The organism is Ralstonia sp. AU12-08, from assembly GCF_000442475.1.
In the GTDB taxonomy this organism is placed as follows: Bacteria; Pseudomonadota; Gammaproteobacteria; order Burkholderiales; family Burkholderiaceae; genus Ralstonia; species Ralstonia insidiosa.
Map to the genome: position 1 here is coordinate 62,790 of NZ_ASZV01000032.1, position 13,387 is coordinate 76,176.

13 protein-coding genes and 1 pseudogene are annotated in these 13,387 nt (G+C 63.3%); 9 read left to right on the forward strand and 5 right to left on the reverse strand.

The genetic code is table 11. From position 1 onward, the window contains the following. Positions 1-37 precede the first annotated feature (37 nt). A pseudogene (locus C404_RS47170) lies at positions 38-749 on the reverse strand (response regulator transcription factor). Between C404_RS47170 and C404_RS60700 the strand changes: the two are divergent. The 4 genes from C404_RS60700 (at position 675) to C404_RS60035 (ending at position 4,937) form a co-directional block, all read left to right on the forward strand. Beyond that, positions 675-848, forward strand: coding sequence for a hypothetical protein (locus C404_RS60700; protein ID WP_021195770.1), 174 nt, complete (start codon positions 675-677; stop codon positions 846-848). The pseudogene C404_RS47170 and the gene C404_RS60700 sit on opposite strands and share 75 nt — an antisense overlap. 186 nt (positions 849-1,034) lie before the next feature. Further along, positions 1,035-3,128 (forward strand): hypothetical protein, encoded by a 2,094-nt coding sequence (locus C404_RS58880; RefSeq protein WP_152524462.1) that lies wholly within the window; start codon positions 1,035-1,037, stop codon positions 3,126-3,128. Between the two features lie 168 nt (positions 3,129-3,296). Beyond that, complete coding sequence (locus C404_RS47180) at positions 3,297-4,013, forward strand: DsbA family oxidoreductase (RefSeq protein ID WP_021195773.1); 717 nt, start codon at positions 3,297-3,299, stop codon at positions 4,011-4,013. A gap of 166 nt (positions 4,014-4,179) precedes the next feature. Further along, positions 4,180-4,937 (forward strand): IS5 family transposase gene (locus C404_RS60035; protein ID WP_152524463.1). Its coding sequence is split into 2 segments (ribosomal slippage): positions 4,180-4,495 and positions 4,495-4,937, totalling 759 coding nucleotides; the frame shifts between segments, so codons are not numbered across the junction. A gap of 39 nt (positions 4,938-4,976) precedes the next feature. Here C404_RS60035 and C404_RS47195 read toward each other — a convergent pair. The 3 genes from C404_RS47195 to C404_RS47205 all read right to left on the reverse strand — a co-directional run bounded on the left by C404_RS47195 (position 4,977) and on the right by C404_RS47205 (position 7,816). Then, positions 4,977-5,705: an alpha/beta hydrolase gene (locus tag C404_RS47195; protein ID WP_049285658.1), complete on the reverse strand. Its 729-nt coding sequence runs from the start codon at positions 5,703-5,705 to the stop codon at positions 4,977-4,979. 156 nt (positions 5,706-5,861) lie between these two features. Continuing rightward, the gene (icd, locus tag C404_RS47200) at positions 5,862-7,112 is read right to left on the reverse strand and encodes an NADP-dependent isocitrate dehydrogenase (RefSeq protein WP_021195777.1); all 1,251 of its coding nucleotides are present in this window, start codon (positions 7,110-7,112) and stop codon (positions 5,862-5,864) included. 251 nt (positions 7,113-7,363) lie between these two features. Further along, positions 7,364-7,816 (reverse strand): sugar dehydrogenase complex small subunit, encoded by a 453-nt coding sequence (locus C404_RS47205; RefSeq protein ID WP_021195778.1) that lies wholly within the window; start codon positions 7,814-7,816, stop codon positions 7,364-7,366. Between the two features lie 292 nt (positions 7,817-8,108). Here C404_RS47205 and C404_RS47210 point away from each other — a divergent pair, with 292 nt between their 5' ends. The 5 genes from C404_RS47210 (at position 8,109) to C404_RS47230 (ending at position 12,896) form a co-directional block, all read left to right on the forward strand. Beyond that, positions 8,109-8,318, forward strand: coding sequence for a hypothetical protein (locus C404_RS47210; protein WP_021195779.1), 210 nt, complete (start codon positions 8,109-8,111; stop codon positions 8,316-8,318). Between the two features lie 182 nt (positions 8,319-8,500). Then, a complete protein-coding gene (locus tag C404_RS47215) occupies positions 8,501-10,012 on the forward strand; it encodes a metallophosphoesterase (RefSeq protein ID WP_031329642.1) in 1,512 nt (503 codons plus the stop codon). Next, complete coding sequence (locus tag C404_RS47220; protein WP_021195781.1) at positions 10,009-11,352, forward strand: cytochrome-c peroxidase; 1,344 nt, start codon at positions 10,009-10,011, stop codon at positions 11,350-11,352. The genes C404_RS47215 and C404_RS47220 overlap by 4 nt, the downstream gene beginning before the upstream one ends. A gap of 90 nt (positions 11,353-11,442) precedes the next feature. Continuing rightward, the gene (locus tag C404_RS47225) at positions 11,443-11,895 is read left to right on the forward strand and encodes a DUF192 domain-containing protein (protein ID WP_021195782.1); all 453 of its coding nucleotides are present in this window, start codon (positions 11,443-11,445) and stop codon (positions 11,893-11,895) included. Between the two features lie 38 nt (positions 11,896-11,933). After that, the gene (locus tag C404_RS47230) at positions 11,934-12,896 is read left to right on the forward strand and encodes an MBL fold metallo-hydrolase (protein ID WP_021195783.1); all 963 of its coding nucleotides are present in this window, start codon (positions 11,934-11,936) and stop codon (positions 12,894-12,896) included. A 15-nt stretch (positions 12,897-12,911) separates the two neighbouring features. On the opposite strand, the gene C404_RS47235 is transcribed toward C404_RS47230, so the two are convergent. Beyond that, the gene (locus C404_RS47235; RefSeq protein ID WP_031329643.1) at positions 12,912-13,382 is read right to left on the reverse strand and encodes an MliC family protein; all 471 of its coding nucleotides are present in this window, start codon (positions 13,380-13,382) and stop codon (positions 12,912-12,914) included. Positions 13,383-13,387: the final 5 nt, after the last annotated feature.

Genomic DNA, 13,387 nt, shown 5'->3' on the forward strand with positions numbered 1-13,387 from the left:
CGCCGGCGCGACGATGCGACGGCGAACGCGCAAGAACTCACGCGAGGCCCCCCGAATCCTGCCGGAACTGGCTGGGTGTCAGCCCAAAGCGATCACGAAACGCGGTGGAAAAATTGGCAGCGCTGTTGTAGCCCAGCTCCCGGGAAATCAACTGCACGTCGAGCGCGGTCTCGGACAGCATGCGCCGCGCCTCTTTCATGCGCTCCTCGCGCAGAAAATCAAACACGGTCACGCCCACGCACTGCTTGAACGCCGCGTTGAGCCGGCGCGCGTTGGTGCCCACTGCAGCGGCAAGCTCCACCAAGCTGGGCGTCTGCGCGAGTTGCTCAAGCAGCAGCTTGCGTGTCGCCCGATACAGCGTGACATCCAGCGTGCTGGAGGCCGCATTCACATCCCCTTCCGCTGGCGCGCCACTTGGCGCGGCCAGAGGCTTGAGATGGATACACAGGCGCAGGCGGACCTCTTACAAAATCGAAGGGCTTGGTCACATAGTCCACCGCGCCGGCCGCAAGTCCGGCCACACGCTCCTGCGGCAAGGCTGCAGAGGTCAAAAAGATGAGTGGGATGCTCCGGGTAGCGGGATTGGCCTTAAGCAGCCTGCACGCGGTGATGCCATCACACACCGGCATACGGATGTCCATCAGGATCAAATCCGGCACCACGCTCTGGGCCTTATGAACACCGTCCTGCCCATCCCGCGCGATATAGACGCGACAACCCCGCCGCTGCAGAAAATCCACCAGCAGCATGCGGGTCTCGTCGACATCGTCAACGACCAGGATGCGCTGCCCGTGCAACGGATCGGAAGGAAAAGAGACAGTAGTGTCTTCAGCCATGGGCGCGATTAAAGCACGCTCCGACCAGGACTTGGCGGCGTTCTCCTGATGCTTGCGCTCTAAAGTTTCTGCACGGATTGCCGCCCGGCCAAGATTTTTCCGGCCGGCAAAACAATCATGCAGGCGCGCAAAACATGCGACCTCCCCATCCCCCACGGCACGCGATAAGTTAAATCCATGTGCTGCCTTGCAGCTTGAATGGCCTCGCGGCTGTACGCACGCCGCTTCTGCTTCTCGCTCGATTTCAACATCTCCATGCTTAGATACCAGACCACGCTCTGTGGCGTACTGATTTGCGCCTCCGTCATGCTGCTACCCGGCTGCAGCGGTGGACCTTCCTCCACCGATTCGGGAACAACCTCGTCGTCGGCCCCGCTGTCTGTTGATCATCCTGCCGGCCTCGATACGTATGGCAGCGGCAGCAAGCTGACCTTCACTGCCAGCAGCAACACAACCAGTTGGTCATTGACCGGCCCGGGCGCGTTGAGCGCGACCCAGGGTGCCAGCGTGATCTACACTCCGCCCGCCACCGTACAGGCTGATGCGCAGGTCACGATCACTGCCGCGCTGGGGAACACCACCGTCTCGAAAACCATCACCCTGCACGCGCCCGTCCTGCGCCCAGTGGCCGGCCAGGTGAGCTGGTACGTGGGCGATGCGCCGATCGCGATGTCGGTCTCGCCGCAGTTCACCACCGACACGCCCACCTGGTCGTCCGGCGCCGGCACATTCAGCGCCACGCAAGGCAACAGCGTCACCTTCACGCCAGCAACCGTCAGCAACGACACGCAGGCCGTCGTCTCCGTCACTGCGGGTGGCCATACGGAATCGGTCAGCATCGCGCTCAAGCCTGCGAGCGAGAAAACGCTGACGCTGAGCAGCCCATCGGTGCAAGCCGGCAATGGCTCGGTCACGCTGACGGTGCCGTCAACCATCAGCCATGGCGCCTTGAAGTGGGCAGCCTCGATCGGCACGATCACTGTCAACGCGGATGGCAGCGCCACCTTCACGCCACCGGCCACGCTCTCCACGGCAGCAGTCGCCACAGTCAGCGCCACGGATGGCAGTAGCGCGCCATTCACCGGCACGATCTCCGTCACACCCAGTGCCACGCTCTCGCTCTCGCCTTCGAGTGCGTCAACCTCGGCCAGCGGCACCCCCGTGTCCCTGACGGCAACCATCGCCAATCCCAACACGACCTTGTCTGCTGCGAACGTGCAATGGACCGTTCGCGGCCATGGCAGCCTGAGCACCACCAGCGGTGCCACGGTGAGCTATATCCCCGACCCGGCATACACAACCGCAAACGATGCGGCCACCGTCACGGCCACGCTCGGCGCGTTGCAGCAATCGGTCAACATCACGCTCAATTTCCAATCCACGGCGCGATTCAGCGTGCCATATGGCATCGCAGTGGATGGCAGCGGCAACCTATTCGTGGCCGATACGTACAACAGCAGAATCCGCAAGATCACAATACCCGGCGTGGTGTCGACATTCGCCGGCTCCGGCGCGATTGGCAATGTGGATGGAACCGGAGTGGCGGCCAGCTTTAACAACCCAGTCAGTATCGCAACCGACAACAGCGGCAACGTTTATGTGCTAGATAACGGCTCCAAGACCATCCGCAAGATCACACCTGCCCGTGTGGTGACCACGCTGGCCTCCGCTGGCGGCGCCTCCAGCGTGCTCAATAGCATTGCCGTCGACTCGGCAGGCAACGTCTACGTGGCGGATTCCGGCACCAACACCCTCAGCAAGGTCACGCCTGCCGGCACCGTGAGCACCCTGACCAGCGGCGTCAATGACCCGATAGGCGTGGCCGTTGACGGCAATGGCACGGTGTACGTCGCGGAAAGAACCAGCTGCAATATCCGCAAGGTCTCGCCGGTTGGCGCGGTGACTACGCTGGCCGGTTCCGGGGTATGTGCCCACACCGATGGCACGGGAAGCGCTGCCGCCTTCAAAGTCCCTGGATTCATCGCCGTCGACGGAAACGGCAACCTCTATTTGACGGAATCCCAAGGCAACACCGTCCGTAAGGTCACGCCCGCCGGCGTGGTGACCACACTGGCTGGCTCGGGCGCCACCGGCAGTGCGGATGGCCTCGGCACGAACGCTCAGTTCACGATTCCCGTCGGCATCGCTGTTGACAGCAACGGCGTCGTGTACGTGACCGATTTGTATAACAGCCTGATCCGGATGATCAGCCCGACAGGCAACGTGTCGACGCTTGCGGGCGCAGCGGGTGTCTACAGCTATGCCGACGGTACCGCTCTGCCCCGGCAGTAGGCAGTGCCACAACCGAAACAACCCCGTACCAGGGGAGATGCCCCTCTCGTCCCCTTGGTACATCTTCGAGGAGGGCGCCCTCCTCGCTCTTTCTTCATGGCGGCTGTGCCCAACAGCACCGGCCACCAAACCTAACGCGATGGCTGACCGTGCGGAGGCTTCACCAATATGAACGCGCCAGCAAACCATCAAGTCATCGATCATCCGAGGCACCCGCTCACCATCGACGTCTTCTTCGACCTCGTCTGCCCATGGAGCTGGATTGGCATACGCCACCTGGAAGTCGCCCTTCGCGAGTTCCAGCGGCTACAACCAACCGCCAAGACCAAGGTGCAGTGGCGCTCGCATCCGCTGATGCCGGAAACACCGCTTGGTGGCACGTCCTACCAGTCGTTCTATCTGACCCAGTTCGGCGGCCCCACGGCCGTGGCGTTGCGGCGCAAGCAGGTGCAGCAGGCTGGCCAAACCGCCGGCATCGCATTCGACTTCAAACGCATCAACATCTTGCCGAACACCACTGCGGCGCACAGCATGGTTGGCTGCGTGGCGACACAGTGCACCACCTTCGAGAGCATCGGGCTGGTCGACCGATTGTTCAGAGCCTTCTTTGCAGAAGGAGAAGACATCGGCAACCTGCAGGTGCTGGAGCGGTTGGGCATGGAACATGGTGCAAAACCACAAGCCTTGCTCGCCTGCCTGCATGACATCCGCAGCTGCGTTGCCCAGCCTGAGCGCGAACGGCCAAAGCGCGGGCGCCCGGCCAAGGGGGAGATACTGAGCACCCCGCATTTCGTTTTCAACGGCGCCGTCTCGGTGTCAGGGGCGCGCTCGGCAGAGTTGCTGTTGAACGGCATGCTGCGATCAATCGAGGAAGAACCTCAATGAAAGACTCCGGTCAGCCGAAGTGGCCGGGGGTTTTTACGTCACGGCCACCGGGACAACATTGCGCTACCTGGCAGCCGCGCGGCGCATGCGGACGGGTAGCGAGCGCCTAGGGCCCGTTGACTCAAATTGCCAGTAACAGATGGCGTTCTGTCGGAAGCTAGGCGGCATGCAACTGACAGAAGAGCAATACAAGCAAATCGCGGACGTGTTTCCGCGCCAGCGAGGCAACGTGCAGTTGGACAATCTGCGCGTACTCAACGCCATCCTGTATGTAGCGGCCAACGGCTGTAAGTGGCGAGCCCTGCCCGAGCGCTATGGCAAGTGGAATACGGTGTACGTGCGGATGATGCGCTGGAGCCGTGCCTGCGTGCTGGACCGGGTGTTCGAGCAACTGCAGCGACGCCGGCTCATGCGGGTGCGCATTGAGACGATCAGCCTGGATTCGAGCATCGTGAAAGTGCATCCGGACGGCACTGGGGCACGCAAAAAAACGGACCGCAGAGCATCGGCAAATCCCGCGGTGGCTGGAGCACCAAACTGCATCTGGTTGCCGCGGATGAACGCAACGTCGTGACTTGGAGCCTGACGCCGGGGCAAGCGGGCGACGCCCCTGAAGGGCGGCGCCTGATCGAGCAGCTTGGCCCGCATGAGGGGCGCGTTGCGTTGTTGATGGACAGCGCCTATCAGGACGACGCCACGCGTGAGTTGGCGCAGCGCCTGGGGCTCGTGCCGGTCGTCCCGCCCAACCCTCAGCGCCGCCAGCCCTGGGAATACGACCGGCAACTGTATCGCCAGCGCAACTGCGTTGAGCGCTTGTTCCGCCGACTCAAAGCGAGGCGCCGCGTTTTTACTCGCTACGACAAGCTCGACGCCATGTTCGCCGCGTTCATTACCTGCGCCCTTATCGCCGAGAGCCTGCGATAGCGTCAACAGGCCCTAGTGGGCCCCTATCACGTTACCTGATCAATGTTGCGCGTCTTTGGCGGCACGATCGATCAGATTGGCCACCACGGCGGGGTGTGAGACCAACGACATGTGGCTCGACTTCACAGTCGTCATGTGGGCTCCGATCTGTTTGGCCAACGTGCGCTGCACTGGCACCTTGAGCGCATGGTCTTCTTCGGTAACGAGGTACCACGTTGGCTTGTCGTGCCACGCCGCATGAGAGACTTTGCCAGTAAAGGCGGATACGGAAATTGGAACCTGCGTAGCAGCAAGAATGCGCACATGGGCCTCGGGCACATCGCCCGCCATGACGTCGCGATAAGCGGCCGGGTCGTCGAGCCAGATGAAGCCTTCATTGTCGGGCTTCAAGCCATCCATAGGCGCCTTCAGGCGCATCAGCAGATCGGACACGGATTCTCCGCTGTCCGGTACAAGCGCCGAGAGGTAGACGATGCCTTTGACATTGTCTGCATTCCCCGCTTCAGTCACCACGGCACCGGCATACGAGTGCCCCACTAGAATGACATCTCCCGACTGCCGGGCAAGCACGCGACGGGTGGCAGAAACGTCGTCTTCCAGAGAGGTGAGCGGGTTCTGGACAGCGGTCACGTGATAGCCCTTGCGCTGCAGTGCTGCAATGACCTCTGTCCAACTGGAGCCATCGGCAAAGGCACCGTGCACCAGGACGATATTTCGGATTGGGTTACGCACTTCCTTTGCCTCAGTTGTTAGGGTGAAGAGGCCCACCGTGAGCCCGACGAAGATTGCAGCAGATTTGAGCCACCGGCTCCGGGATACTTTCATGATTCGCTCTCGCACGTTATACGACCTGAAATAAAAAAACCCCGGAGATCGTTGATCTACCGGGGTTTTTGGCTCGCCGTGAAATCAGGCGAAACGCGCTTACATATTGTCGATCATCACCTGACCAAAGCCCGAGCACGACACTTGGGTCGCGCCTTCGAGCAGGCGGGCGAAGTCATACGTGACCTTCTTCGACAGGATCGACTTCTCGATCGACGAGATGATCAGGTCAGCGGCTTCCGTCCAGCCCATGTGGCGCAGCATCATTTCGGCCGACAGGATTTCGGAACCCGGGTTCACGTAGTCCTTGCCAGCGTACTTCGGTGCCGTACCGTGGGTGGCTTCGAACATGGCAACGGAGTCGCTCAGGTTCGCGCCCGGGGCGATACCGATACCGCCGACTTGCGCAGCCAGGGCGTCGGAGATGTAGTCGCCGTTCAGGTTCAGCGTCGCCACGACCGAGTACTCGGCCGGACGCAGCAGGATCTGCTGCAGGAAGGCGTCGGCAATCGCGTCCTTGACGACGATTTCCTTGCCCGTCTTCGGGTTCTTGAACTTGCACCACGGGCCGCCGTCGATCAGCTCGGCGCCGAATTCCTTCTGTGCCAGCGCGTAGGCCCAGTCACGGAAACCACCTTCCGTGAACTTCATGATGTTGCCCTTGTGCACGATCGTGACCGACGGCTTGTCGTTGTCGATCGCGTACTGGATGGCCTTGCGCACCAGGCGCTCGGTGCCTTCGCGCGACACCGGCTTCACGCCAATGCCCGAGGTTTCGGGGAAGCGGATCTTCTTGACGCCGAATTCGTCCTGCAGAATCTTGATCAGCTTCTTGGCCTTCTCGCTCTCGGCTTCGAATTCGATGCCGGCGTAGATGTCTTCCGAGTTCTCACGGAAGATGACCATGTCGGTCTTCTCCGGCTCTTTCACCGGCGAAGGCACGCCCTTGAAGTAGCGCACCGGGCGCAGGCAGACGTACAGGTCCAGCTCTTGGCGCAGCGCCACGTTCAGGGAACGGATGCCGCCGCCCACCGGCGTCGTCAGCGGGCCCTTGATGGACACCACGTAGTCCTTCAGGACTTGCAGGGTTTCTTCCGGCAGCCACACGTCCGGGCCGTACACCTTGGTCGACTTCTCGCCAGCGTAGATCTCCATCCACGAGATCTTGCGCTTGCCGGCGTAGGCCTTTTCAACGGCTGCGTCCACCACCTTGATCATCACCGGGGTGATGTCGAAGCCAGTGCCGTCACCCTCGATGTAGGGAATGATGGGGTTGTTGGGGACGTTCAGGGAGAAGTCTTGGTTGACGGTGATCTTCTCGCCGGCCGGGACCTTGATGTGTTGATACATGGACGACTCCAGTGCAGACCGCGGGTGAGCGGGTGGACGGTGGGGGTTGACAGCACAGCGTGCTGCCCCGGGTTGGCCGAGCCGGCACGCTGCAATGAACTGGTAATTCTAGCGGGCTGCGATGACACTCTCACGGTGCACCGCACAAATTTCGCAAGCCTTAACTCTTATATAAGACACAAGAGTTAATTTCGCATTATGCCGGAAAATTTCACCATCCGCCACAGTCGCGCACATGGCGAAACGGCCGGTCAGCCACTGGGCAGGGTGGCGCCGGAGGCGCGTTCGATCAGGCTGCGGGCATCGGCCAGCGCGGGGTTGGCGCCGGCCTGCGCGCTCCAGGCGTCGACCAGGCGGCCGAGGGCGGCGCGCAGTTCCACATGGCGATCGGCCTCCAGCAAGCCAATCAGGCCCGTGCCGTCCAACCCGGGGTGATGGCGCACCAGCCAGGCCAGGGTCTGGATGTGGTCGACGAAGCGGGCATCGGCCCGATACAGATTGCTGAAACAGTTCAGCCCTATCTGCCGGTCGAGCGGCTGGCCGGAGAGCGTCTGTGACACAAGCATGAAATCGTCCAGGCTGGAGGCAGCCTGATCGGGCACCCGGCGCAGGCCCAGCGTGACGGCGAGCGTCGCCAGCGCGCCGCCGCCAAACAGGAAGTCGCGACGGGTGAATCGGGCAGGCTTGAGGGGATGGGAGGACAACGGAGAGAGCGGCACGGCGGATTCTGGACAGAGTCCGGGCGATTCTCAGGGCCGGTCTACTTTGATCCAATCAGACACGTCCGAAAGCCCGGCCCTCCCGCTCAGAAGTCGGGCATCTTTTTTGCGCAGCGCAACATGCGCCACATCCCGGCCAGCGTGCCGCTGACCCCGTCAAAATGACCTCAAAAAAAATCAACGCGACGTGTCAACGCGCCCGCAGCAGCCTGCGTTATTGCAGATGACTCATTTAGCGGGTCGTTGGTTAACTCACTGATCGATAAAAGGATTCACCATGAAGAAGCTGATCGCTGCCCTGATCGCCGGCCTGTTCGCTGCTGGTGTGTACGCACAAACCCCGGCTGCTCCGGCTGCTGACGCTGCTGCTGCTCCGGCTGCCGCTGAAAAGGCTCCGGCTAAGGCCAAGAAGCACGCCAAGAAGCACAAGAAGGCCGCTAAGAAGGCTGACGCTGCTGCTCCGGCTGCTGACGCTGCCAAGCAGTAAGTTGGTGCTTCTGCCGGGCCCTCGCGGCTCGGCCGACACAGAAAAGCAGATGCTTATGCGTCTGCTTTTTTTTGCCCGCAATTTTTACAATCTCCCTGAGCCCGCATGCGGGGCTGTCAAAATAGCGCCATCTGTCTTGGGTACCGTGCGCCTTCCTCACAACAAGAATCAGGGAAGGCGCAATGGAAATTCGATCGATGTTCGCTCCGGTGCGGCGCAAACGCACCGTGTTCACGATGGTCACACTTGCCGCACTGACTGCCGCTGCCGTGATTGCCGGCTGCGGCGGCTCGTCGTCTGACACGACGCCGGTGGCTGCCACGCCAGCCGACGCCGCCACCGCCGACAGCAACATCCAGGCCGCGTGGGTCGAGATTGGCGACAGCAACCAGGCTGTCGTGCGCGCAGTCACCACGTATACGAACAGCGCCTCCCCGGCGGACAACACGGTCTGCCCGCTGCTGACGGTGGACGGCACTTCCACGCGCATGAGCCTGCGCGTGGCTGCCGGCACCATCGCCCAGCGCACCACGGCCAGCGCCGCCAGCGATTCGAAAGCTTCATCCTTCCCGGTGAATGCCTGCGAGGCCACGGTGGCATCCACAGCCAAGGTCGCATCGATCGGCTCGCGCGTGCTGCCGCTGCCCAAGGCCAACCCGCAGCGCGTGGTGATCCTGGCGGACACCGGCTGCCGCATGAAGAAGTCGAGCAACAGCTGGCAGTCGTGCAATGACCCGCTGTCATGGCCGTTCGCCACAGCGGCCACCACGGCGGCGGCGATGAACCCGGACCTCGTGCTGCACGTGGGCGACTACCACTACCGTGAAAACGCCTGCCCGCCCGACGTGGCCGGCTGTCAGGGCAGCCCGTGGGGCTACGGCTGGGATACGTGGCAATCCGACCTGTTCCAGCCCGCCGCGCCGCTGATGGCCGCCGCCCCGTGGGTGCTCGTGCGCGGCAACCATGAAGAATGCGCGCGTGCCGGCCAGGGGTGGTTCCGCTTCCTGGACCCGCGCCCCTACTCCGCCGCCCGCTCGTGCGACAACCCGGCCAACGACACCGGCGCCAATGCATCGGACCCGTACGCCGTAGCCATCGGCACCGACACGCAGGTCATCGTGTTCGATTCGGCCAAGGCTGGCACGACCGCATTGGCGACCACTGACCCGTGGTTCCAGACCTACCAGAAGCAGTTCAGCACGGTGGGCACGCTGGCCGCCAAGCCGGGCGTGATGTCGATCTTCACCAACCATCACCCGATCCTGGGCTTCGTGCCCATCGCGGGCAGCACGCCGCTGGGCGGCAATGCGGCACTGCTGTCGGTCATGAACAGCCTGAACGCCACGGCCTACTACCCGCCGGGCGTACAAGTCGCGCTGCATGGTCACGTGCATGACTTCCAGGCCATCAACTTCACCAGCAACCACCCGGCGACCATCGTGGCGGGCAATGCCGGTGATTCGCTGGACGTGGCCCTGCCGGATCCGTTCCCGGCCATCAGCCCGGCCTCGGGCGTGACGGTTGGCAGCATCTCGCACAACAACTCGTTCGGCTTTATGGTGATGGACCGCCAGCCGGCACCCGCCAAGGGCTGGCTGTTCAAGGCCTACACCGTCAACGGCAAGCTGCTGACGACCTGCACGCAGAACGGCTCCAGCCTGGTGTGTGACAAGACGGGCTTCGTTGCACCTTGAAAAAACTGAGCACTGCGCTGCTGGTTGCTGCCGCACTCTTCTCGGGTGCGGCGGCAGCCGAATCGATTGGCATGACGCCCAAGCTGGACGCCGTGCCCCCGCCTGCCGAGTCGACATCGTTCAAGCCGGACCCGAACCTCGTCGCACTCGGCAAGCGGGTGTTCTTTGACCCACGCCTGTCGGAGCCGCAAGGCACATCGTGCGCGGCATGCCATGACCCCAGCCGTGCCTTCGCGCCCACGCTGAAAGGCGAGGCGCTGCGCATCGGCGTGCCGGCCGGCAGCCGCCCGGGGCACGTGGCGCCGCGCAATGCGCCGTCGCTGCTGTACCTGCGCTACATCCCGCATCGCTACTTCTTTCAGGACGACGACGCCAGCTTCCCGTCGCCGTTCGGCGGCTTCTTTGTCGATGGCCGCGCCGATACGCTGGCCGAGCAGATCCGTGGCCCGCTGTTCAGCCCCGATGAGATGGGCAACCCGTCGCCGCGCGCCCTGCAGCGCAAGGTGGCCGGCACCGACCTGGGCCAGGCGCTGACAAAGCAATTCGGCGCCGATGCAGTGCGCGACCCGGAACGCCTCATTGGCGCACTGGGCAAGGCGCTGGGGGCCTATTTCCAGAGCGACGAACTGGCGCCGTTCACCTCGCGCTTCGATGACTTTTTACGCAAGCGCACACCGCTCTCCCCCGCCGAGATGCGCGGGCTCGCCCTGTTCCGCAACCCGGACAAGGGCAACTGCGCGTCGTGTCACCTGATGATGGAGTCGTCGTCGCGGCCCGAGCGCTCACTGTTCACGGACTTCGGCTACGACGCCATCGCCGTGCCGCGCAATCCGCTGTTGCCGGCCAACAAGGACGCCAAACACTTCGACGTGGGCCTGTGCCAGACCGCCCACAAGCTCAAGTGGCCCGAGCACGACCAGTGGTGTGGGTACTTCCGCACGTCGGGCCTGCGCAATGTGGCGGTACGCCAGACCTTCATGCACAACGGCGTATTCCGCACGCTGCGCGACACGGTGGCCTTCTACGCCACGCGCTCGACCGACCCGGCGCAGTGGTACCCGGGCACAAAGGGAACACCCCTGCGCTTCAACGACGTGCCCGCCAAATATCAAGGCAATGTCAACGTGAACGCCGTGCCGATGAACCGCCGCCCTGGCACCACGCCTGCGCTGACGGAAGACGAGATCGACGACATCGTCGCCTTCCTGCGCACGCTCACCGATGCGCGTTACGTGGGGCTGATGCCGGATGCGGCTGCGGACAAGGCGCGCTCGGCACACGCGCCCAAGGCCGCCGCCAAAACGGCAGCCACCGAACGTCCGGCAACAAACACGCGGTAACAACTTCGTTCCGCCCTTGGGAGCAGTCTCATTGACGGCGGCTAGCCGAGTACCGATCATGGAGCGTTCTGTTTCTAGCCCACAACCTCCATGACTACCTTGTCCCGTCTGCTTGCCGCGCTGTCCGTGGCCGTTGCCGCCACTGGCGCATTTGCGCAAACACCCACCGGCCCCCAAACCGGCTTGCCCGTCGCCGACCTGACCATCGGCATGTACAAGGTCAAGGCGGAAGTGGCCGCCACCCCGCAATCGCGCGAGACCGGCCTGATGTTCCGCAAGACCATGCCCGACACAGCCGGCATGCTGTTCGTGTTTGATGAATCCGCCGGCCATTGCTTCTGGATGAAGAACACGGACCTGCCGCTGTCGATCGCCTTCATCACCGACGACGGCACCATCTCCGACATTGCCGAGATGAAGCCGCAGACCGAAGACAACCACTGCCCGACCAAGGCCGGCGTTTATGCGCTGGAGATGAACAAGGGCTGGTTTGCTCGCAAGGGGATCAAGCCCGGTACCAAGGTGGGCGGGCTGCCCCGCTAAGACGCGAACGCACACCACAACAGAGAGGAGACCGCCGCATGCACGCTTTCGACAACAACCGTCGCCGCTGGATGCGGCAAGCCGGCGCGCTGGCCGTGGGCGCGGGTGCTGCCTCCGCAGGCTGGCCGCTGGCAGCTTCGGCAGCCGATGCGCCCAAGGGCACGCGCCTGATCCTGCTGGGCACCGGCGGCGGACCGACACCCAAGAAGAACCGCTCAGCGCCGGCGCAGGTGATCGTCATCAACGGCGTGTCGTACGTGGTGGATTGCGGCAACGGCGTGGGCCGCCAGTACGTAAGTGCGGGGCTCAAGCTCAAGGCCATCCGCAACATCTTCATCACGCACCAGCACTCGGATCACAACGCCGACTACGGCACGCTGTTGCTGCTCGCGTGGGCCACCGACCTGACCGGCCCGGTCGACGCCTGGGGCCCGCCCCCGCTGGCCGCGATGACGACCAAGTTCCTCGAGCTGTACGACTACGACATCCGCACCCGCATTGCCGACGAAGGCCGCCCGCCGCTGGCGCCGATGATCCACCCGCACGAACTGACCGACGGCGGGCTGGTCATGCAGGACGCCAACGTGAAGGTGACGAGCGCGCTGGTGAAGCACCCACCGGTCTCGCCGGCATTTGCGTTCCGCTTCGATTCGGCCGACCGATCCATCGTCATCTCCGGCGATACGGCACCGAGCGAGAACCTCGTGCGCCTAGCCTACGGCGCGGATGTGCTCGTGCACGAAGTCATGCACCTGCCGTCGCTCGACAAGCTGCTCTCCACCGAGCCCAACGCCAAGACGCTGCGCGAGCATCTGCTGGCCAGCCACACCTCCACCGAAGACGTCGGCCGCATCGCCACCGAGGCCAAGGTGAAGACGCTGGTGCTGTCGCACTTTGTGCCGGGCGGCTATCCGTTCCTGGAAGATTCGGTGTGGCTGGATGCGGTGCGCCCGTACTTCAAGGGCGAGATCATCGTCGGACGCGACTTGCTGGAAGTCTGATCCAACTGAAGCTGGTTACCGCGTCGTCTCGTTGCAATCGCGGTAGAGCATGTTGCCCGGGTTCCGACCTGCGGGCAGGGTCTCATCGGTCAGGAAGCCGGTGGGACCCTTGGTCCACCAGACGTACTGGCCCGACGCATAGCGCGCACCCGAGGCCGCAATCACATTGGCAAAGACGAGCGTCTTGCCGTCGAGCACCATGGACGCCAGCGGCGTATCCCCCACCGTCATGTACTTCACCGCGAGGGTCTTGCCGCCCTCACAGGTGTACCGCACATCGCGCGGGTCCTTGATCGGCAACGCCGTATAGGCACGCGCCTGGTCGATGGCCTTGTTCAGGCCCGCCTTGGCAAAGTCGAGCGCAGTGTTCAGATCATCGGACGACATGCCGGGCACCGGCGATTGCTGCTGCGCCACAGCCACGCCGCTGAACACACCGGCAGACAGCGCCACACCAAAGATCAAGGCAGTTGTAGAACGTCGCATCGATC